Origin of the sequence: Limnohabitans sp. T6-5 (genome assembly GCF_003063315.1) — a bacterium.
GTDB lineage: Bacteria > Pseudomonadota > Gammaproteobacteria > Burkholderiales > Burkholderiaceae_C > Limnohabitans_A.
On record NZ_NERV01000001.1, the window covers coordinates 192,862 to 211,559 of the forward strand.

Genomic DNA, 18,698 nt, shown 5'->3' on the forward strand with positions numbered 1-18,698 from the left:
CATGGCCGCCATCCAATGCCCCAGCACTGACAACCGCCGCCGCCCTGGTGGCGCACGCCATGGAGCGGGCAGGCCTTCGAGCTACACCCCGTTGGTGGCCGAACAAATGGCCGCGTACGCGAAGACCACCGCCTACCCCAGCCTCAAGCATTTTTGCGAGTGCTACGGGTACCGCCGTGGGACCGTGTCGGCGTGGGAGCTGCAAGGACACCGGGAATTGCTGAACGCGCTTGGAACCCTTAGATACATGCAGGAATTGGCTTCAGGCAAAGCGGCCTGAAAACCGTTCATATGAATCCCGATCACCCCTTTTTCCGCCCCTATCGCGCACGGACGCGTACGCGGCCCGGAATTTTCCGAGGCCTAACGCGCACGCACGCACACGCAAGGCCCCAAGCCTGAAACCAACACCGAGAACCCAATTTATGAACAAAGCAAGCGACAGTTTTACAGGCCTGAGCCCGCACCTTATCGCCAGCATCTACCCCATGAAGCGCGTGGGTGACGGGACTGAGTGGGCACGGGATGATTCTGAAGAACCATTCGAGGCCCCGCTGACCCAAGCAAACCTTGAAATGTTGGCTACGTGGCAAAGCCCCTTTGAAGGTGCCGGGGTTGAATCAAAATTTCCGGGTCTTAGTCAGATGGCACAGGCTGGGCTATTCAAGGGCGTGTTGCAGGCCCTCGGTTCAAAAATCCCTGAAAAGATGGAGCGAACAAAAGAGTTCGTGGCGGATATTGAAAGGTCCGCAAACAAGCTTGTCGGCAAAAGCGGTGTAACCAAGTTGAATAGCCATCAGGTGTTCAGCGGTGCCCCGCCGCTAAAGATCCAAATCACCGCCTTTTTGCGTGCCTTCAAGTATCCAGTTTTGGAGGTTGAGGAACCTTTGAAGAGGTTGCAAGAATGGACCTTGCCCCAAAAGCTTGCACGCGATGGCACGGCTGCTGAGTTCATCCGATCGGGCGCTGATGTGTTGAGTTTGATGCCGTCACTGGTCCCCAAAATTGTCGGCTTTCACTACAAAAATAGAGTGATACAGCCGTGTGTGATCGAGTCGGTCAGTGATCCGCTCGATGCGCCAATTCACTCCAGCGGCTTCCGCATTTCAGCCACCGTGCAAATCACCCTGTGCAGCTTGACCGCGCTGGATCGCAACGACTGGAACGAGACCTACCACCGCACGTTCTGATCATGATTGATGACTGAAACGGAACCCAGCCACATGACAGAACCCAAAAAGCCCGGCCACATCCCACGTCAGCACCGCAAAGCCGCCGAACAGTACGAATCCCAGGTATTGGCAAGGATTGCCCCGGCAAGCGAGAAGGGGCGCAAGGCAGAAGACGCCCGCCTTCGCAAAGTCTTTGCAGAGCGCATGTTCAAAGCCCGCCATGAGTTGAATGGGTGGACTCAGCTTCACGCTGCCAAGATGCTGGGTTTCAGTAATTCCAGCCCATTGGCAAAGATCGAGATGGGCGAGTCGTTCGCCCGCACGCTGCCCGGGATTGCTGCCCGTGTGTACCGGGTGAGTACCGGGTGAGTACCGATTACTTGCTGGGTATCAGCGATTTTGAATATGAGTGCAGGCCCCCGGGCACTGAATGGGAAAGCGCCATCGTCAACGCGAACGCGGCCTTTTTTCAGATGGCCATGAACGACCATGCCAAGGCCCTGGCCAGAATCGCCCGTTCTACCGGTGTCAGCGTGGACGGCCTGGCCAAGGTCATCGTAGTGGCCAGCAAGGCAAAAGAGGTCTTCGGCCGCATCCAAGAAATCAACCCTGAGGCGTGGGGTGACGTGAAAGGTGGCACGCGCTTGGAGGCTGTGATTTTGGAGCTTGACCGTGTGTGCCAAGACGTGCGCCGCACCGCCGCCCGTGCTCGTGTGGACCTGCAAAACCAAGGCTATGCGGCCGGTATCACCGAGCTGGTCGACAAGACGCTGGAAACGTGCCAGTGAGGATAGGGCGCACCCTCACGCTGGCGCTGGCCTTCGGTGTCCTGCTGGTGGCCGTGGGCATGGCCGGTGTTTCGGCTTGGCACCGAGCCGATGGCATGGTGGACAAGGTCCTGATGGTCGCCCTGGCGTGTGCCGTGGTGGGCGCTGTGCACCTACTGCCCGCCCTGTGCCGGTCGCTGGCAGTGTGGCCGCTTTGGCTGGCCTGCTTTGTGGTGGCGGTGCACGGTCACGCGGGTTTTCTGTTGCAAGCCGGTGAAAAGGTCGCCGCTGTCAGGCAAGCGCCGCAGGCACAGGCCCTGCAAGACAAGCGTGAAGCCATTGGGCAGGCCCTGGCCAGCATCGCCGCCCGCCCGGTGGCCGTGGTCGCCGCACAGATTGCCCGGGTGCAAAGTCCTGAGCGTAGGCAGGCCCTGACCGTGGAGCTTGCAGAGTCACAAAAAGCCGCCGCGTTACGTAACGAGCTGGTGACGCTGGCGCAAAAACGCGCTGACGATGCCCGTCACGGTGGCGTGACGGACCCAGTAACCAAAGGGATTTCAGCCGTTACGGGCTTGCCGGTGCAGGCGGTGACGCTGGCGGTCGCCATTGTCACGGCCGCGCTGCTCGAGCTGGTGGGCGTGGTGCTTTGGCGTGCTGCTTTGAGGCCTGAGCCGGTGGCCCCTGTCACCCTTTACGATGCCCAGGCGGTCAACCCGCCCCCTGTGCCCAAGATGATGGCGACTGCCCAGCCTGAGCCGGTTCAAGCCCCTGCTGACCCGGTGGCCGCGTTGCGTGAGGCGGTGGCCCGTGGAGAGGTGGCGCTGTCGGTGCGCGATATCAGGCGGTTCCTGTCTTGCAGTCAGGCCCGAGCGTCAGAGCTGCGCCGCCACCTGGTCAGTGTGGCCTGATGGATTGCACCACTACTGATAACCCGTACAATCGGGCCATGCAAACAGTGATCGAGCACCCCACATTTCAGCGGCAAGCCGAAAGCATCTGGAATGAGTCTGAGCGTCACGCCTTCATCGACTGGATTGCCCAAAACCCGACAGCGGGCGATGTCATACCCGGGGCCGATGGGGCGCGTAAAGTGCGTTGGGCAGTGCAAGGAAGGGGCAAACGCTCAGGCGCACGGGTGATTTTTTTCAACTTCACCGAGGAAGGCGTCATTGAACTGTTTGCGGTGTACGTGAAGGCTGAGTTGGAGAACATGCCAGCCAGCACCATCAAACGCAACCGGAGAGCATGATGAAGCGCCAATTCGACATTGAAAAGATCGCCAAAGCCATCGAGGCAGACATGGGCGAGGCCCTGCCCGACATTCGTCAGGCATTGGCCGAAGTCAAGGGTGGAACTGAAGGGGCGCGAGTAACGACGCCCGAACAGATTTTGATGCGTCAGGCGCGCCAGAAAACGGGACTGTCACAGGTGGAGTTTGCCAACCGCATTGCAACGCCTGTGGCCACCTTGCGCGATTGGGAGCAAGGCCGTTTCAAGCCGCCCGGGGGTGTGGTGTGCCTGTTCAAACTGATTTCCGCGCATCCTGAGCTGTCGCAGGAGTTGGCGGCGTAGTGGAGCATATGGCCGGGTGATGGTGCAGCCCTGCCCCCATGGATTGACGCGGGGCAGGTTCACGGGATCGGGCGAGCTGTTGGCGATCCACTGCGTAAATGGTGCAGCCGCTGGGGCCACGATGGACACCCCCAGCATTGGTGCCCGGGATGACACGGCTGGCCCGGGCGCTGCGAAAAAGTGGCGGTGCTCACCCGGAAACGAGCCAGGCGCTGCCGCCGTGCATCCATTTAAAAAGCCTGTCAGTGTCCGCAGCACCTTAACAAGTCGGCTGGATGCCCACCTAATCCCTGCGGAGGATGCCCCATAGTCGTAGCGGTCAATCCTACGGTTCGCTATCCAACACCGATACAAAAGAGTGTGGGCATTGGGTCAAAGCATCCTGTCTCAGTTTCCACCGAGCATCCCAAAAGGCCAATGGAATATAGCGTATTTGGCTTACACTGACTGCTTCAGTTGAGGGTGGTAGGGAAAGATCAGGATCGCCCAGCTCTGCCACATCCCCCTTTTTTTCTAGACTGAAACCGCCCGCTGGTTGACCTGATAGCGGGCACCTTACAAACGCGCCACTCTCTTGGAGTGCATCTGACCCGAAAGGGTTCCGTAAAGCCGGGCTACAGCGATGTGGCTTTGACGTTCCAGTGAAAACTGGTGATGGCGGTACCTCCCTGCGACTAGCGCCCGGCAACGGGGCGGTGCAGAACGTATGGTGTTAAGGGGCCGCATTATTTGCGGCCCTTTTCTTTGGCCGAAAGCATTTGCTTTGCCGTTGTTTATCTGTTCGTGCACCGTGCCTGCAACGTCAGCGCAAAAGTGCGCTCAGTGCAATAACGGTATTGGCACGGGGTCAGGCCTGCACGATAACGGTATTGGCCCCACCAAGGCACATCCAAGGCCGGTGCAAGCGCCTTCAAAGGGTGCGCGTTCAAAACGAACCCCCGCAATGCGAGAGTTCACCCACCAATGGTGGACGGACACACTCACGCCTTCGCTGGTAACGGGTCAAGTTTTCGACTCAGCGCAAAATTGCGCCAACCACAAATTGTGGACGGACCAAAAGCGGCCCATGGGGGTATCGTTTTCGTAAACGACACCCAGCGCCAGAACATGCGCTCAAAACTGAGGGCATGTTCAATGAGATGAATCCAAAAGCGGATTGATCTTCAATGGGTGTCCCCAGAATTGGGGAGATACCCCCTCATTGGGGAGATACCCCCTCAAACTGAGGAAGTCCCCACGATGCCTGCACAAAATTGCGCAACCATCTAACGCGCCGTTAGGGGTTTGCCGTGTCTGACCGTGTCCCCAAATTTGGGGACACCCCCATTCGCCAGAACATGATCCAGAACTGGATCATGTTCAATGAGGCCTGCGCAAAATTGCGCACCCCCCCCCAAAAAAACCTTGCAGGGCTTGAAAATTTGCGGTTAAGATCGCGGCAACCCTGAAAAGGGCCGGTGCGTAAGAACACCTTTTCAATAAGCGGTGCAACCTCCCCGACAGTGAGGTTTTTTCACGTCTGGACACACTCACGCCCTCGCTGGCGCTGGGTCAAGTTTTCGGACTGGATGGCCAAAGCGGTAACGCCTGGCGCACGTCTTATTGCGTGTTCTTAACATCCAGTCCACCCGCTACGCGTAAGAACGTGGCGTGTGGTTTTCAAGTCTCAATAAGGAGCATGAAACCATGTCCAAAAACCCGCAAACCCAAACGGCTACCCCGTTCGCCCAAACCCTTGCTGACGAGTTGATTCGTCAGGTCAAGCTGAACGTGTCGCTTGCCGATCGCGACAAAGAAACCCGCCTGCTGGCCGCCCACCAAGATGCCGAAAACGCCCTTTCCATGGCGCTGCACTACCTGCGCACTGGTGCAGGCAACGTGCCTGGCGCTACCCGCAAAGCGGTGCAGGCCTTGTCTGCCCTGAACACCCTGCAATCCGCTGGCGCTGGCCGTGCCCCTCAGATCGGCGGTGCGGCATGATCCGGCCCGACACACCCACCACAAAGGCAAACCCGCTGTCATTCGTGCACATCACCCGCGATGACCAGGGAGAAATCGTTTCTGGCGAGTACTTCGCTGTGGCTGATGAACCTTACCTGCAAGGCTATCTGACGGGCATGAAAGCCGCCCGTGAGCTGGTGGAGTGGATCAAGACCACCACCGACACCAGTGGTTTCAAACGCTTCGTGATCTGCGAAATCCTGAACCAAGTGAGCGCCATTCGCAACCATGCAGGCCCTGCCCATGGCACGCCCAATAAACGCGGTGCAGCCGCTGCACTGACCAGCTACGCCGTGGAACTCATGCTTGAAGGCGTGCGCAACTTCAACGTGAACGACATAGACGCCCGCATTGCCCAGCATGGGCGTCACACCAGTGCAACGGCCAACGTCACCAGTGCGGCCATCAATGCAGGGAGTGCAGCATGAGCGAAGCCCTGACCTTCAAGACCAAGAAACACTTGCTTCACGCGCTGATCGACGGCAAGTTGGGCGAAGCCTTTGGCGCACAGTTGATTTCACATGCCTGTATCCGCATGATGACCGGATCAAAGGACATGGTTGAAAAACTGCGCTTGCCTGAAACCCGTGCCGCCCTAAAGCGCATGGGGGACATGAACCCCGAAGAGTTGCAGGCGCTGATTAAGGGGGCAAGCGAGGAATTGTTTTTCCGTTCTGCGCGCGCTGCCTCAGAGGCTGATTACCCAACACCCCGGATCGGCGGGACCGCTGACCATGGGGCGCGATAGACGCAAAAAGGGGCACGACACCACCAGGGACGCCGGGCAGTTCGTGGCCCTGCCCTGCGTGGTGTTGGACTGCCCCAACTACCTCAACCTGAGCCATCCAGCCAAGTCCCTGTTGCTGGAAATCGCACGGCAATACAACCGTGACAACAACGGGCGACTGCTGGCCAGTCGAGCCCATTTGCTTGACCGTGGGTGGACATCAAACGACACCATCACACGCGCACTGAAGGAGCTACTGGCCGCGAAGCTGATCCACCAAACGGTGATGGGCTGCCGCCCCAACAAGGCCAGTTGGTACGCCTTGACCTGGCGAACCCTTGACCGACATCCGGGTTATGACCATGGCGCTGTCGAATCTTTTCTCCGTGGAGCGTACAAAAACACCCCCCTGAAAAACGATGGCGCTACACCGCCAGACGGTGCAAATAAAAACGCAAGGCTTAAACCGTCAGACGGTGCAGAGAGGCCCAAAATAGCACCGCCAGACGGTGTAGAGCTTCACCCCATTGCACCGCCAGACGGTGCTATCAAGGGGGTTTTTGGTGCTTCGCCTACACCGCCAGACGGTGACCATCTAGATAAACCATCTACTGGTGCACGGCAACGGGCACACGCGCACCACAATGACTGCGTGAACCATGCACCTGACCATGGGCATGAAAGACACGCGGGCAGTGGCCCGGTTCGCATGTTGACCTACACGCCCGCACCATTCGCGATGTTGACCATCGACAGCGGCTAGGGTCAAGCCTACACGCCATCCAACCCGCCCGGGCACCACCGAGCCCAGGCGGCAAAACCAAACTTTTCCAACTTGAAGGACAGAGCACATGAACCCGAAGCAACAGCCCAAAGGCATTGATCAAATTGAAACCCTCAGACCTGCAGTACTGGACATCGATCAGTGCGCCGCCTACCTGACCTTGTCCAACGGCACAATTGAAAGATTGGTGCGCAAGGGCGAGTTCCCGGCCCCGCGTCAACTGTCCGGCCGCCGTGTCGGCTACCTGCTGCGTGAAGTGGATGAGTGGCTTGAATCGCGCCCGGTGTCGGATTTGCCGCCGCCCGTGAACTGCGAGTTTGGCCGCGCTGGCAACCCGGACAATGCAAAGCCACTGGCAAGCGACTGACTGAGCACGCCATCGTTGAAGGGCCATCCTGACCGGGTGGCCTTTTTTTTGGGGTGCTGGTGGGCGTGGTGGCAGTTTGAGCAAAACACGCGGTGTGGGGATTGGTGTGGGGATTCTTGGCTTTTTTGAGATGCCAAGCCCGGAAAGAAAAACGGGTCACACCCTTGTGAGGCGTAACCCGTTGATTTCATTGGTAATAAATGGTCGGCGTGGCGGGATTCGAACTCGCGACCCCTTGCACCCCATGCAAGTGCGCTACCAGGCTGCGCTACACGCCGACAAGTCTGCAATTATAGACTGAAAAGATTGCCTCAAAGGGTTAACAGAGAACGAATTTCGAAAAGTTCATGGCGAATGGCCAGATAGTCTGTCCCGCTTTTGTTGGCCATGTAGGAGTCTCCCATAGGAAAGCTCATTGGATTCGAGTCCTTGAATGATGGAACCAGTTGGTCTGCGGGCGGTGGCTGGATGGGCTCAGAGGGGAACATCAGCCGATCTGCCTGGACTTGCTCATGGAGTTTGTTTCGCGCACCACTGATGGTGAAACCTTGCTCATAAAGCAAATCGCGAATACGACGGATCATCAGCACCTCGTGGTGCTGGTAATAGCGCCGATTACCTCGGCGCTTGACAGGACGCAGTTGCGTGAACTCCTGCTCCCAATAGCGCAGCACATGCGGTTTGACACCGCACAACTCGCCAACTTCACCAATGGTGAAGTAGCGTTTGGCCGGAATGGGTGGAAGTGAACTGTCCATGAATGACAACTAGTTACCTGAGAAACCTTGTAGCTTACTGCAACTTGAAGGCTGCATTCATAAGCGCTGTCGACAGCTCAGGGTTTTTGCGTATTTGACGATTTAATAAGCATGCATATAATTTACCCACCTTCATTGATCCACTTTTTAAGAAAGCCCATGAGCACTTCCCCCTCCGAACTTCCCGTCATCGTCGCAGGCGGTGGCATTGGTGGCCTGGCCGCCGCTTTGGCGCTGGTGCGACAGGGCTTTCAGGTCACCGTGCTGGAGCAAGCCCCCGAGATCGGCGAGATCGGTGCGGGCATCCAGCTCGGCCCCAACGCTTTCCACGCCTTTGACGCCTTGGGCATCGGGGACAAAGCGCGTGGCCGTGCGGTCTACACCGACTTCATGGTGATGCACGACGCGATCGACGAGTACCAAGTGGGCAAGATCCCCACCGACGAGAAATTCCGCCAGCGCTTTGGCAACCCCTACGCCGTGATCCACCGGGCCGATGTGCATTTGTCACTGCTCGAAGGCGCGCAAGAAACCGGTCAAGTGCAATTTCACACCAACACCCGTGCGGTGCGCATCGAGCAAGACGAACACAGCGTGACCGTGTGGGACCAGAACGGCAAAGCCTTCAAAGGCTGCGCATTGATCGGCGCAGACGGGGTCAAGTCGGTGGTGCGCGAGCAGTTTGTGGGCGACCCGGCCCGCGTCACAGGCCATGTGGTCTACCGCGCCGTGGTCGAGAAAAAAGACTTCCCTGCCGACCTGCAATGGAACGCTGCCGCCATCTGGGTCGGTCCCAACTGCCATTTAGTGCACTACCCCCTGCGCGGCGGCGAGCAATACAACGTGGTCGTGACCTTCCACAGCCGCCAGCAAGAAGAATGGGGCGTGACGGATGGCAGCAAAGAAGAAGTGCAAAGCTACTTCCAAGGCATTTGCCCCAAAGCACGCCAGCTGATCGATCTGCCCAAAACCTGGAAGCGCTGGGCAACAGCCGACCGCGAGCCCATTGGCCAATGGACCTATGGCCGCGTGACTTTGCTGGGCGACGCTGCCCACCCCACCACCCAGTACATGGCGCAAGGCGCTTGCATGGCCATGGAAGACGCCGTCACTTTGGGCGAAGCCCTGCGCACGCACCACAACGACTGGCCGAAAGCGCTGGACATGTACCAACGTGCCCGCGTGGCCCGCACGGCCCGCATCGTGCTGTCGAGCCGCGAAATGGGCCGCATCTACCATGCCAAGGGTGTGGAGCGCCTGGTGCGCAATGACCTGTGGCGCGGCCGGGGTGCAGAGCGCTTTTATGATGCGATGGAATGGCTGTACGGCTGGAATGTGGGCAACTGCCTCGACGCCGCCCAAAACACCTGATTGCACGGAGACAACCCCATGAACGAACTCGGCCGACTCGAAGACCTGCCCAAAGACTATGTGCAGGACCTGCGCAACGTGAACCTGGTGCCCCTGTGGCCCAGCCTGCGTGGCGTGCTGCCGCCCAAGGTGCCCACCCGCCAGACCCAGCCGACCTGCTGGGCTTACAAAGACATCAAGCCGCTCTTGCTCAAAGCGGGCGAGTTGACCCCGATCGAAAAAGCCGAGCGCCGCGTGCTGGTGCTGGCCAACCCTGGCCACGGCCTGGACAAGATGCAAGCATCTGCCGCCATGTATTTGGGCATGCAACTGCTCATGCCCGGCGAGTGGGCCCCCAGCCACCGCCACACCCCCAACGCGGTGCGCATGGTCGTAGAAGGCGAAGGCGCCTGGACCACCGTGGACGGCGAAAAATGCCCGATGAGCCGCGGCGATTTGATCCTCACACCCACGGGCCTGTGGCACGAGCACGGACACGATGGGACCGACCCCGTCATCTGGCTCGATGTGCTGGACCTGCCCCTGGTCTATTACATGGAAGCCAGCTACCACATCAACGGCGACCGCCAAACGGTGCAGCCTGGCCGCAGTGACCAGCAATACGCCCGTGGCGGCGTCGTGCCCTCGCATGTGTTTGACCGCAGCAAAAAGGCCTACCCCATGCTGCGCTACGCCTGGAAAGACGCCAAAGCGGCATTGGAAGCGCTGGCCGCTGACGATACCGGTTTGGAGCAGGTGCAAGTCACCTACACCAATCCTGAAACCGGCAGCGACGCCGAAAACATCTTGGGCTTTTACGCGCTCATGCTGCACCCCGGCCAAACCCTGCGTTTGCCTGCGCGCTCCCCTGCCCAAGTGTTTCACGTCATCGAAGGCGCGGTGCAAGCCCAAATCGTGGCCAGCACCTTCACCTTGGCCGAAGCCGACACCTGCTGTGCACCGGGTTATGAAGCCGTGACGCTGACCAACCTGAATGCCATCCAGCCTGCGTTCGTGTTCATCGCCGACGAATCCCCCCTGCACCGCAAGCTCGGCGTGTACGAAAACCGCGGCTGACATGACGCTCCACCGTCATCGCGAGGAGCGAAGCGACCTGGCGATCCAGCAATCGATTGCCACGCTTCGCTCGCCATGACGAATTCAAAAAATACAAACACTGAAACCTCTCAATGACCTCTTACCTCTTCACCCCACCCGCCGTCCAATCCCTGCCCATTCGCGGCAAAACCGAGCGCTTCCCCGTCAACCGCATCTTCTGCGTGGGCCGCAACTACCATGCGCACGCTGTCGAGATGGGCCGTCCTGTCGACAAGAGCGTCGAGCAGGCGTTTTACTTCACCAAGTCGCCCCAGACCCTGGTGGAAAGTGGCGCGACTGTGGCTTACCCACCCCGCACCAGCAACTACCACTTCGAGATGGAACTGGTGCTGGCCATTGGCAAAGAAGGTTTCCGCGTGAGCGAGGCCAACGCGCATGAACTGGTCTATGGCTACGCTGCAGGTCTGGACATGACCCGCCGCGACCTGCAACTGGTGGCACGCGACAAGGGCCGCCCCTGGGACACGGGCAAGGACATCGAGCAAGGCTCGGTCTGTACCGAGATCGTGCCCATGCCCGGCGTGGTGATCGAGAACGGCGCCATCGCGCTGGAAGTCAACAGCGCGACCAAACAGTCGTCCGACGTGGACAAGCTGATCTGGAACATCCGCGAAATCATCGCCGACCTGTCCACCTACTACCACCTGCAACCCGGCGACCTGATCTACACCGGCACGCCCGAAGGCGTGGGTGCTGTGCTGCCTGGTGACAAGATCACGGGCCGGGTCGAGGGCGTGGCCGAAGTCGCACTGACGATTGGCGCTGCGGAATAATGCAATCCTTCAGCAGACACCATGGTTTGGTGTCTGCATTCCAGTGAACAGGACCACACCATGAAGCTCTACAACTTTTTCCGCAGCGGTACCTCGCACCGCCTGCGCATTGCCCTGAACCTCAAAGGCATTGCCACCGACTACGTGGCGGTGGACTTGCGGGTGGAAGAGCATTTGAAAGATGCCTTCAAGTCGGTCAACCCGCAGCAGCTGGTGCCCGCGCTCGACACCGGCGAGCAGGTGCTGGTGCAGTCGCCCGCCATCATCGAGTGGCTGGAAGAAAAGTACCCCACACCCGCCCTGCTACCGCAAGGTGCTGACGAGCGCGCCCATGTGCGTGCGCTGGCGGCGATTGTGGGTTGCGACATTCACCCGATCAACAACCGCCGCATTCTGGAGACCCTGCGCAAGCAGTTTGGCGCCAACGAAGACGCCATCAACGCCTGGTGCGGCACCTGGATCAGCGCCGGGTTTGACGCCTACGAAGCCCTGATCGCGGCCGATGCAAAACGCGGCGCGTTCAGCTTTGGCAACACGCCCACCCTCGCCGATGCGTATTTGATCCCCCAAGTGGAAAGCGCACGCCGCTTCAAGGTGGACTTGGCCCGCTGGCCGCTGATCAGCGCCATCGACAAAGCATGCGGTGAGTTGGAGGCGTTCAAAAAGGCAGCGCCGATGGCCCAGCCTGACGCTTGAATGGTTGAGCGTTGGGCGTTGAGCGTTGGGCGTTGAGCGTTGAGCGTTGAGCGTTGAGCGTTGAGCGTTGAGCGTTAGGCGCTGAACCCTGAACCCTGAACCCTGAACCCTGAACCCTGAACGCTAAACGCTAAACCCTTAACGCTAAACGCTAAACGCCGAACCCTGAACCCTTAACGCTAAACGCTAAACGCCGAACCCTCAACGCTCAACGCTCAACGCCAAACACCTCGGTATCCACCTCGCTGTTGGCCTGCGCGTTGTAGCGGTTTCCCGTGACCGTTTGCTGGTTGATCAGGGCTTCCAGGCGCTGCAACAAGCCCGCATCCAACTGCACTTGCGCAGCGCCCAGGTCATCCAGCAAATGCGCCACAGACGTTGTGCCAGGGATGGGGATGATGTGGTCCGCCTTGTGCAGCAGCCAGGCCAGCGCCAGTTGTGCCGGGCTGCAATCGGCCTCCTGTGCCAGAGCGTGGTATGCGGGCAGCAGTTTCAAGTTGGCCGCAAAGTTTTCGGGGGCAAAACGCGGCATGCTGCGACGGATGTCCTTGGCGTCCAGCCCTTCAATGTCTATCGCTGCCCCACACAAAAAGCCACGGGCCACCGGGCTGAAGGCGACAAAAGCGGCCCCCAGCTCGCGGCAAGCCTGCAGCAGGGCGATTTCCGGGTTGCGCGTCCAGAGTGAATACTCTGTTTGCACGGCCGCGATGGGGTGCACCGCATGCGCTTTGTGCAGCGTGTTGGCCGACACCTCAGACAAGCCAATCGCCTGGATCTTGCCTTGGCGCACCAGATCGCTCAAGGCGCCCACGCTGTCTTCAATGGGCACCTTCTTGTCCCAGCGGTGCAGGTAATACAGGTCAATCACCTCGGTTTGCAAGCGGCGCAAGGCGTCTTCGCAGGTCTTTTTGATCGTCTCCGGACGACCATCGATCACGCGCACCAGCTTGCCGTCCCCCGGGTCCACGCCCTGCATGCCGCATTTGCTGGCCAGGGTGAACTTTTGGCGATGCGGCTTGAGAACCTTGCCCAGCAGGGTTTCATTGGCGCCAAAGCCATATAAAGCGGCGGTGTCAAAAAAGGTCACACCCTGGTCGAGTGCCGTGAGCAAAACCCGCTCGCCTTGCTCGGCAGAGACAGGGGCGCCATAGGCATGGCTCAGGTTCATGCAACCCAGGCCGATGGCACTGACTTGGAAAGAGGCAATTTGTCGGGTTTTCATGGCGACATCTTAGACGCTCCAGCCGTGTACCCCGCTGCTTGAAGGCTCGACCCAACGGCTCCTTTTTCAAAGCAGGCCGAACCACGAGCCCGGCACATCAATGCACTGCCAGTGTCAGCGTCGCCCGGGGCGTGAAGCCCGGCTTAGGGGCCGCTTCGGTGCGCGCTGCTCCCAAAAATATTTGCGCAGCAGGCACTTGGCGGTTGATCAGCGCATCCCGCACGGCTGCACTGCGGGCCTCGGCCAAAGACTGCATATCGGCCGGTGTCACATCAATGGCCGCCAGCAGCAAAGCCGACATGTCGGCGGGCGGCAAATCTTTGGGCATGCCCAGCAGATTGCGCGGCTTGGGCACGTCCGAGCGCAAATAGACGGACTTGAGCAAGACTGCCTGTTCGTCGGCCGTGATGCGGGTGAGCGCTGAGGCATCCTGGCCAGCGCGTCTCAAGCTGCGGCGCTTTTCTGCCAAGAGCTGGTCTTGCAGCATGGCTTGGCGATAGGCCTCACCCTCGGCATCCATGTCGCTGTGGCCCACCACGGTCAGGTGCAATTGGGGCCGATCCGTCAGGGCTTGGGCCACCTTTTGCAAGGACTGAGCAGCCTCGTCTGACAATTGGGCACTGCCAGGCGCAAAGTTCAACTGCGCCAGGTCTTCATGCCCGGTCAGCAGACCGGTGATGAGATTCAGGGGCGAGGTGATGGCCTTGCCCACCAGGTTCATCAACAACTTCCAGACAATGGCGCCCACGCGGAAATCCGGGTCGTTGATGGAGCCGCTCACGGGCAACTGGATGTCGATCACTCCCTGACTGTCGGCCAGCAAAGCTGCCGCCAGTTTGACGGGTAGATTGGGGGCCGAACTGCCTTCGGCCCGGTCACCAAAGCGCAATTGGTTGAGGATGATCTGGTGATTCGCCTGCAACTGGCCATCGCGGTCCAAGTGATAGTTCAGCGTGGCCGAGAGCTTGCCGCGCTCAATGCCATAGCCTGCGTACTTGCTGCTGTAAGGCGACAACTGAGGCAACTCCAGATCACGCAACTGCCCTTGCACATCGAGCGACATGGGCCGCACCAAGGGGTTGATGTGGCCATGAATCTCGACACTGGCCGTGCCAGCGCCCTGCCCGCGCAGGCTCAACTCCGCCAGGCCGGGCGCCTGTGCGCTCGCGCCCTGGTTGGAGAGGGCCGACAAACTGCCAGTCATCCCATGCAAATCGATTGCGACATGGGGTTGAACATGAACATCCGAAAACGCCACCCGCCCATTGATCAAGGCCATCGGCCCCAGATCCATCACAGGCTGCGGCCCAGCGACCGCCGCATGGGGCGGCGTCTCAGTCGGCGCCGTCTTGCGCAAGCCCAGCCAATTGAGACGTCCTGCTGCATCAATGGCCACACGGGCTGAAAAATCATTGAGCACGGTTTCTGCCACCTTCAGGCTGTGCAATGCACCGGCCTGAATGATCATGTCCAAACCTCGCAAATTCAGGCTTTTGGCATCCAGCAAGCTCGCCTGCGTGGACTGCTCTTCGGTACGCAAGGCATTCAGCGTCAGATCACCTTGCAGGCCCAGGCCCAAACCGGCCTCTGCAAAACTCACATCGAGTGCGCCGGCATAGCTCAGGTCTGCACGCTTGAATTTCACATCCAGCGCGGAGGCCAGATAAGACCCCAGCTTGTGCGCCGGAAACTTGTCCATCTGCAAGCGCCCGGCAAGGCCAAAGGCCTGAGCTTTTGCGCTGCCCTGCGCAGCCCCAGGCCAGCGAACACGGCCCTCAAACCCCACGCGGCCACCCGCTTGTCCCCCATCACGGCGCACATTGACGGCATTCAATCGCCCTTGCACAGCCATGGGGGCTTGTGCCGTACCCGTTGACTGCCAAGCCCCGGTGAGCAAGTCCACATCCTGCAAGTCCAGCCGCACGCCACCGGGCACAGCGCGATCATCGAATTGGACTTGGCCCCCACTGACTTGCACTTGACGAACATCCCATGACCACGGTGGCTTGCCCGATGCCTCTGTCGACGAAACAGTGGGTGTGGAGGAGGTCAAAGGCGCAGCAGGCACAGCCCGCCAGTCTTCAAACATCCAGCGCCCATTGGCCTGGCGCATGACCTTGGCCACAGGCCGAGTCCACAAAGCCTTTTCTACGCGCACCTGCGACTTGAGCCAGTCCAGCTCCAGCTGCGCCAATTCCAGCGATGCCCAGGACAGCTCTGCCTGCGCCAACGCGCCCAAGGACACCTGGTCCAGGCGGACCGAGGGCGCCTTGAGCAGCATCACCCCAGCCTCGTTGGCACGGGCACGTTTCCAGTCCAGCGTCATGTCCGCCGACAGCTGACCGGTCATCGGGTCCAACAAGTCCGGGCGCAAATACCCGGCGCCATAAGCCGCGCCTGTAGCCAGGGGCAGTGCTTTGGCGCTCATGTGCAATTGCGCACTGTTCAGGTCCGTCTCACCTTGCCAGGTGATGCGCCCACCACTCAGAGACGCCGAGCCCTCCAGCTTGGCCAAAGCTCTGGGCGAATCCATGGGCCAATTCAGGTCATGGGCCTTCAGTACCACATCCCGCAACGTCAACTGCGTGGGCAGCCGCGTGCTGGCATCGGCCCAATGCACCTGCCCACCCGAGATGTGCAGGCTTTGCAAGCCGAACACAGGCGCATGGCCTGAAGGCGCAGCGACTTCAGGGACCGCAGCAGCAGGCGTCTTGGCCGAAGCAGCGGGCCACAGCGTCTGGAACTGCCCCTGCGCATCCCGGCGCAGATGCAGCACTGGCTGCACCACATCGAGCGCAGACAGTTTGAACACCTGTTCCAGCGGCCGCCACTCGTCCACCTTCAGCGCCAGGCTGTCCGCTTGAAACAGCGGCATGCCCGCAGGTTTGTCGGCCACTTTTTCCAGCACATTCACGCCCTGCGCCGACACCTGGCCGGACACCAGAACCTGCGGACGGTCGGCCTGCTTGAACGCCACATTGAAGTCCAGATCCAGCCGCCCCTGCACCCAGCGCACGGGCCACGCGGCGGGCCAATAAGGCACATACGCAGCGACATCCAGGTCCTTGATACGCAAGTGGGTCTGGGTGCGCCGGTCGGCGGCAAAAGGGGCGGTCTCGGCCTCGCTGTCAAAGGCCACGCCGTTAAGGGTGAACGCCAGACGCGGGTGCGTGCTGACCTCGCGACGCGCACCGATGTTGCTCAAAAATGGAATCTGCAGCGTCACATCGTCCAGCGTGTGGGTGAGCGACTTGGGGGCATCGCGAAGCACCACACGGCCGCCTATCAATTGCACGTTGAACAGCGAAAAACGGGGCATCCCACCCTGGCTGGCGCCCGGCTGGCGGACCCGACTCAGCAAGTCGTCCACATCAAAATGCCCACCGCCCGAATACGTCACATGCCACTGCGGGTGCAGCACCACGACTTCGTCCATCACGGGTGCCCAGTGCCACAAGGACGACAGGGCCAGATTCAGGCGAACCTCCTCAATCTGCAAGGGCGGCGGCCCCGGCACATGCCCAGCGCCTGCCGGGCCCACGCTCAGTCCATGCACAAGCAGCGCCATCGACCACGGCCTGAAGGACACCGACTCGACCTGGACATCGCGCCCCAAGGCCTGACTGCCCTGCGTTTGCAGCAGCCAACGCACCCCCAAGGGCACGCACAGGGCGCCAAGCCCCCACACCAGCGCCCCAGCCAACAACACACGCATCCCCCAACGCGGCCACCCGGACAGGTCGCGCCATTTTTTGAATAATTCTTTGTGATTCATAGCTTCCCGATTCTCTATGATCCTCGGGCGCCCCATCGCAGCCGACTGTGCATGGGCTCACGTCAGCAGCAAATGTCGCAAAGCGTCCACGCCCACGGAGGGCTGCACCACCCAGGGCACGACATACAGCCGCTGGGCAAAACCTTGCCGTATCCGCGCCATCTGCTTGCGCTCGCCCTCCAGACGGGTGCACAGCAATGGATCTCTGGGCTGGGCGGCCAGCACAGACCGATTCATCACCCAGGCATAAGGCTCGATCTGCGCTCGCCGCAAATCCTCTTGCAAGGCGGCCGCCTGGGACACCGGCGTGTCTTCCGGCAGCGTCACCAAAATGATGTGCGAGAACGCATGTCCTCCAGCAACAAGGCCTTTTCGTTCTCGTCCAGCCCCGGCCCCCGCGCAGCCATGATTTTGTCGATGTACTTCCGGGTTTCCAGCTGGGGGTCAATCCTGCTGAGCTGCAAACCAGGTACTTGCTCGCCCAGCATGGCCGCCACATGGGCCGCCGGGTCGGTCGTACTCAGGTGCACGGTACGGCCTTTTTGCACCAGCCCCAGTGCCAAAGCAGCCGCCACGGTGGTCTTGCCTACCCCGCCTTTGCCCATGAAAAACAAAAACCGCGCAGGGTTCGTGAGCCAGTTCATAGGGTTTGTATCCTCTCAAAATCGGTCTCACCACTTGTACCCCTTGCCCCCGCCTGCAAACTGGACATGGATCAAATGTGCGCCATTGTCTTCACACCGACATATATTTCGACTATATTCGAAATATGGAAGAAAAAGACGTGATCCGCGCGCTGGCAGCCCTCGCCCACCCCAACCGCTTGCAGCTGTTTCGAGCCCTGGTGGTGCAAGGCCCCGAAGGCATGACCCCGGCCGTCATGGCCCAGGCCATGGCCATTCCCGGTGCCACGTTGTCTTTCCATCTCAAGGAATTGCTGCAAGCCGACCTGATCTCGCAAGAGCGCAGCGGCCGCAACCTGATTTACCGCGCCCGCTTTGAGCGCATGAACGCCGTCCTGAGCTACCTGACCGACAACTGCTGCCAAGGTCAGGCTTGCCTGCCCGAGTCCGCTACCCCTTGTGATTGCTGAACACACCATGACCACTTCACGCCCTTTGAACGTCCTTTTTCTGTGCACCCACAACTCGGCGCGCAGCATCCTGGCAGAAGCCCTGCTCAACCACATCGGCCAAGGCCACTTCAAGGCTTTTTCTGCAGGCAGCAGCCCACGCGAGAACCAACAACCCCATCCCTTGGGGCTGAAAGTTCTGGAAAACGCAGGCATCCCGATTCACGGCCTGCGCAGCAAAAGCTGGGACGAATTTGCCACGCCCAATGCGCCTCACATGGACTTGGTCATCACCGTCTGTGACAACGCCGCAGGCGAAGTTTGTCCCTATTGGCCAGGCCAACCCGCCACCGCCCACTGGGGCTACCCAGACCCTTCTGCAAGCGACGCATCCGATGAGGTCAAAACCGAAGCCTTCAAGCACACCCTGATCGCCATCAAACAGCGCCTTGAATTGCTGGTGAATTTGCCCAGCGACCGCCTGAATGCGCTGAGCCTGCAAGACACGGCCCGTCAGCTGGCCCATCAACCAGGCGCTTGATC

23 protein-coding genes and 1 tRNA gene are annotated in these 18,698 nt (G+C 60.1%); 18 read left to right on the forward strand and 6 right to left on the reverse strand.

All coding sequences use genetic code 11. From position 1 onward, the window contains the following. Position 1: 1 nt before the first annotated feature. From B9Z51_RS00685 to B9Z51_RS00740, 12 genes are all read left to right on the forward strand, one after another. Positions 2-280 (forward strand): hypothetical protein, encoded by a 279-nt coding sequence (locus B9Z51_RS00685; protein ID WP_146187662.1) that lies wholly within the window; start codon positions 2-4, stop codon positions 278-280. Between the two features lie 145 nt (positions 281-425). Further along, positions 426-1,190 carry a hypothetical protein gene (locus B9Z51_RS00690; protein ID WP_108370971.1) on the forward strand — a complete coding sequence of 255 codons (765 nt, stop codon included), beginning with the start codon at positions 426-428 and terminating at the stop codon, positions 1,188-1,190. A gap of 33 nt (positions 1,191-1,223) precedes the next feature. Further along, a complete protein-coding gene (locus B9Z51_RS00695; protein WP_108370972.1) occupies positions 1,224-1,541 on the forward strand; it encodes a hypothetical protein in 318 nt (105 codons plus the stop codon). Further along, positions 1,538-1,960 carry a hypothetical protein gene (locus B9Z51_RS00700; protein WP_108370973.1) on the forward strand — a complete coding sequence of 141 codons (423 nt, stop codon included), beginning with the start codon at positions 1,538-1,540 and terminating at the stop codon, positions 1,958-1,960. Before B9Z51_RS00695 ends, B9Z51_RS00700 begins: the two co-directional genes overlap by 4 nt. After that, positions 1,951-2,847 (forward strand): hypothetical protein, encoded by an 897-nt coding sequence (locus B9Z51_RS00705; RefSeq protein ID WP_146187663.1) that lies wholly within the window; start codon positions 1,951-1,953, stop codon positions 2,845-2,847. The genes B9Z51_RS00700 and B9Z51_RS00705 overlap by 10 nt, the downstream gene beginning before the upstream one ends. A 38-nt stretch (positions 2,848-2,885) precedes the next feature. Then, positions 2,886-3,188 (forward strand): DNA-binding protein, encoded by a 303-nt coding sequence (locus B9Z51_RS00710; protein ID WP_108370975.1) that lies wholly within the window; start codon positions 2,886-2,888, stop codon positions 3,186-3,188. Then, positions 3,188-3,511 (forward strand): DNA-binding transcriptional regulator, encoded by a 324-nt coding sequence (locus B9Z51_RS00715; RefSeq protein WP_233254772.1) that lies wholly within the window; start codon positions 3,188-3,190, stop codon positions 3,509-3,511. The genes B9Z51_RS00710 and B9Z51_RS00715 overlap by 1 nt, the downstream gene beginning before the upstream one ends. Before the next feature lie 1,686 nt (positions 3,512-5,197). After that, the gene (locus tag B9Z51_RS00720; protein WP_108370977.1) at positions 5,198-5,491 is read left to right on the forward strand and encodes a hypothetical protein; all 294 of its coding nucleotides are present in this window, start codon (positions 5,198-5,200) and stop codon (positions 5,489-5,491) included. A 44-nt stretch (positions 5,492-5,535) separates the two neighbouring features. Continuing rightward, on the forward strand, positions 5,536-5,940 hold the full coding sequence (locus B9Z51_RS00725; protein ID WP_233254773.1) for a hypothetical protein: 405 nt from the start codon (positions 5,536-5,538) through the stop codon (positions 5,938-5,940). Next, a complete protein-coding gene (locus tag B9Z51_RS00730) occupies positions 5,937-6,260 on the forward strand; it encodes a hypothetical protein (protein ID WP_108370979.1) in 324 nt (107 codons plus the stop codon). The genes B9Z51_RS00725 and B9Z51_RS00730 overlap by 4 nt, the downstream gene beginning before the upstream one ends. Beyond that, positions 6,247-7,002: a hypothetical protein gene (locus B9Z51_RS00735; RefSeq protein WP_199227417.1), complete on the forward strand. Its 756-nt coding sequence runs from the start codon at positions 6,247-6,249 to the stop codon at positions 7,000-7,002. Before B9Z51_RS00730 ends, B9Z51_RS00735 begins: the two co-directional genes overlap by 14 nt. 88 nt (positions 7,003-7,090) lie before the next feature. After that, entirely contained in the window at positions 7,091-7,390 is a 300-nt protein-coding gene (locus tag B9Z51_RS00740) for an AlpA family transcriptional regulator (RefSeq protein WP_108370980.1), read from the forward strand. A 201-nt stretch (positions 7,391-7,591) separates the two neighbouring features. On the opposite strand, the gene B9Z51_RS00745 is transcribed toward B9Z51_RS00740, so the two are convergent. Then, positions 7,592-7,668: transfer RNA gene (locus tag B9Z51_RS00745), tRNA-Pro, on the reverse strand. A 33-nt stretch (positions 7,669-7,701) separates the two neighbouring features. Then, entirely contained in the window at positions 7,702-8,148 is a 447-nt protein-coding gene (locus B9Z51_RS00750; protein WP_108370982.1) for a MerR family transcriptional regulator, read from the reverse strand. Positions 8,149-8,307: 159 nt separating this feature from the next. On the opposite strand from B9Z51_RS00750, the gene B9Z51_RS00755 reads away from it, so the two are divergent. From B9Z51_RS00755 to maiA, 4 genes are all read left to right on the forward strand, one after another. Continuing rightward, on the forward strand, positions 8,308-9,519 hold the full coding sequence (locus B9Z51_RS00755) for a 3-hydroxybenzoate 6-monooxygenase (RefSeq protein ID WP_108370984.1): 1,212 nt from the start codon (positions 8,308-8,310) through the stop codon (positions 9,517-9,519). Between the two features lie 18 nt (positions 9,520-9,537). After that, on the forward strand, positions 9,538-10,575 hold the full coding sequence (locus tag B9Z51_RS00760) for a cupin domain-containing protein (RefSeq protein WP_108370986.1): 1,038 nt from the start codon (positions 9,538-9,540) through the stop codon (positions 10,573-10,575). A 113-nt stretch (positions 10,576-10,688) separates the two neighbouring features. Continuing rightward, positions 10,689-11,390 (forward strand): fumarylacetoacetate hydrolase family protein, encoded by a 702-nt coding sequence (locus B9Z51_RS00765; protein WP_108370988.1) that lies wholly within the window; start codon positions 10,689-10,691, stop codon positions 11,388-11,390. A gap of 60 nt (positions 11,391-11,450) precedes the next feature. After that, on the forward strand, positions 11,451-12,086 hold the full coding sequence (maiA, locus tag B9Z51_RS00770) for a maleylacetoacetate isomerase (protein WP_108370990.1): 636 nt from the start codon (positions 11,451-11,453) through the stop codon (positions 12,084-12,086). Between the two features lie 208 nt (positions 12,087-12,294). Here the strand turns inward: maiA and B9Z51_RS00775 are convergent, their stop codons facing one another. From B9Z51_RS00775 to B9Z51_RS19035, 4 genes are all read right to left on the reverse strand, one after another. Next, positions 12,295-13,308: an aldo/keto reductase gene (locus tag B9Z51_RS00775; RefSeq protein WP_108370992.1), complete on the reverse strand. Its 1,014-nt coding sequence runs from the start codon at positions 13,306-13,308 to the stop codon at positions 12,295-12,297. A gap of 97 nt (positions 13,309-13,405) precedes the next feature. Next, entirely contained in the window at positions 13,406-17,083 is a 3,678-nt protein-coding gene (locus B9Z51_RS00780; protein WP_158272795.1) for a DUF748 domain-containing protein, read from the reverse strand. A 57-nt stretch (positions 17,084-17,140) separates the two neighbouring features. Continuing rightward, entirely contained in the window at positions 17,141-17,410 is a 270-nt protein-coding gene (locus B9Z51_RS19030) for a hypothetical protein (RefSeq protein ID WP_369958429.1), read from the reverse strand. Then, positions 17,407-17,727 (reverse strand): ArsA-related P-loop ATPase, encoded by a 321-nt coding sequence (locus tag B9Z51_RS19035; RefSeq protein WP_369958431.1) that lies wholly within the window; start codon positions 17,725-17,727, stop codon positions 17,407-17,409. The genes B9Z51_RS19030 and B9Z51_RS19035 overlap by 4 nt, the downstream gene beginning before the upstream one ends. A gap of 125 nt (positions 17,728-17,852) precedes the next feature. On the opposite strand from B9Z51_RS19035, the gene B9Z51_RS00790 reads away from it, so the two are divergent. Further along, entirely contained in the window at positions 17,853-18,176 is a 324-nt protein-coding gene (locus B9Z51_RS00790) for a helix-turn-helix transcriptional regulator (RefSeq protein WP_108370996.1), read from the forward strand. A gap of 7 nt (positions 18,177-18,183) precedes the next feature. Then, on the forward strand, positions 18,184-18,696 hold the full coding sequence (locus B9Z51_RS00795; RefSeq protein WP_108372574.1) for an arsenate reductase ArsC: 513 nt from the start codon (positions 18,184-18,186) through the stop codon (positions 18,694-18,696). Positions 18,697-18,698: the final 2 nt, after the last annotated feature.

Coding starts and splice junctions, on each gene's coding strand:
- B9Z51_RS00685 (WP_146187662.1), top strand. CDS start 2: ATGGCCGCCATCCAATGCCCCAGCACTGACAACCGCCGCCGCCCTGGT.
- B9Z51_RS00690 (WP_108370971.1), top strand. CDS start 426: ATGAACAAAGCAAGCGACAGTTTTACAGGCCTGAGCCCGCACCTTATC.
- B9Z51_RS00695 (WP_108370972.1), top strand. CDS start 1,224: ATGACAGAACCCAAAAAGCCCGGCCACATCCCACGTCAGCACCGCAAA.
- B9Z51_RS00710 (WP_108370975.1), top strand. CDS start 2,886: ATGCAAACAGTGATCGAGCACCCCACATTTCAGCGGCAAGCCGAAAGC.
- B9Z51_RS00715 (WP_233254772.1), top strand. CDS start 3,188: ATGAAGCGCCAATTCGACATTGAAAAGATCGCCAAAGCCATCGAGGCA.
- B9Z51_RS00720 (WP_108370977.1), top strand. CDS start 5,198: ATGTCCAAAAACCCGCAAACCCAAACGGCTACCCCGTTCGCCCAAACC.
- B9Z51_RS00730 (WP_108370979.1), top strand. CDS start 5,937: ATGAGCGAAGCCCTGACCTTCAAGACCAAGAAACACTTGCTTCACGCG.
- B9Z51_RS00735 (WP_199227417.1), top strand. CDS start 6,247: ATGGGGCGCGATAGACGCAAAAAGGGGCACGACACCACCAGGGACGCC.
- B9Z51_RS00740 (WP_108370980.1), top strand. CDS start 7,091: ATGAACCCGAAGCAACAGCCCAAAGGCATTGATCAAATTGAAACCCTC.
- B9Z51_RS00750 (WP_108370982.1), bottom strand. CDS start 8,148: ATGGACAGTTCACTTCCACCCATTCCGGCCAAACGCTACTTCACCATT.
- B9Z51_RS00755 (WP_108370984.1), top strand. CDS start 8,308: ATGAGCACTTCCCCCTCCGAACTTCCCGTCATCGTCGCAGGCGGTGGC.
- B9Z51_RS00760 (WP_108370986.1), top strand. CDS start 9,538: ATGAACGAACTCGGCCGACTCGAAGACCTGCCCAAAGACTATGTGCAG.
- B9Z51_RS00765 (WP_108370988.1), top strand. CDS start 10,689: ATGACCTCTTACCTCTTCACCCCACCCGCCGTCCAATCCCTGCCCATT.
- maiA (WP_108370990.1), top strand. CDS start 11,451: ATGAAGCTCTACAACTTTTTCCGCAGCGGTACCTCGCACCGCCTGCGC.
- B9Z51_RS00775 (WP_108370992.1), bottom strand. CDS start 13,308: ATGAAAACCCGACAAATTGCCTCTTTCCAAGTCAGTGCCATCGGCCTG.
- B9Z51_RS00780 (WP_158272795.1), bottom strand. CDS start 17,083: ATGAATCACAAAGAATTATTCAAAAAATGGCGCGACCTGTCCGGGTGG.
- B9Z51_RS19035 (WP_369958431.1), bottom strand. CDS start 17,727: ATGAACTGGCTCACGAACCCTGCGCGGTTTTTGTTTTTCATGGGCAAA.
- B9Z51_RS00790 (WP_108370996.1), top strand. CDS start 17,853: ATGGAAGAAAAAGACGTGATCCGCGCGCTGGCAGCCCTCGCCCACCCC.
- B9Z51_RS00795 (WP_108372574.1), top strand. CDS start 18,184: ATGACCACTTCACGCCCTTTGAACGTCCTTTTTCTGTGCACCCACAAC.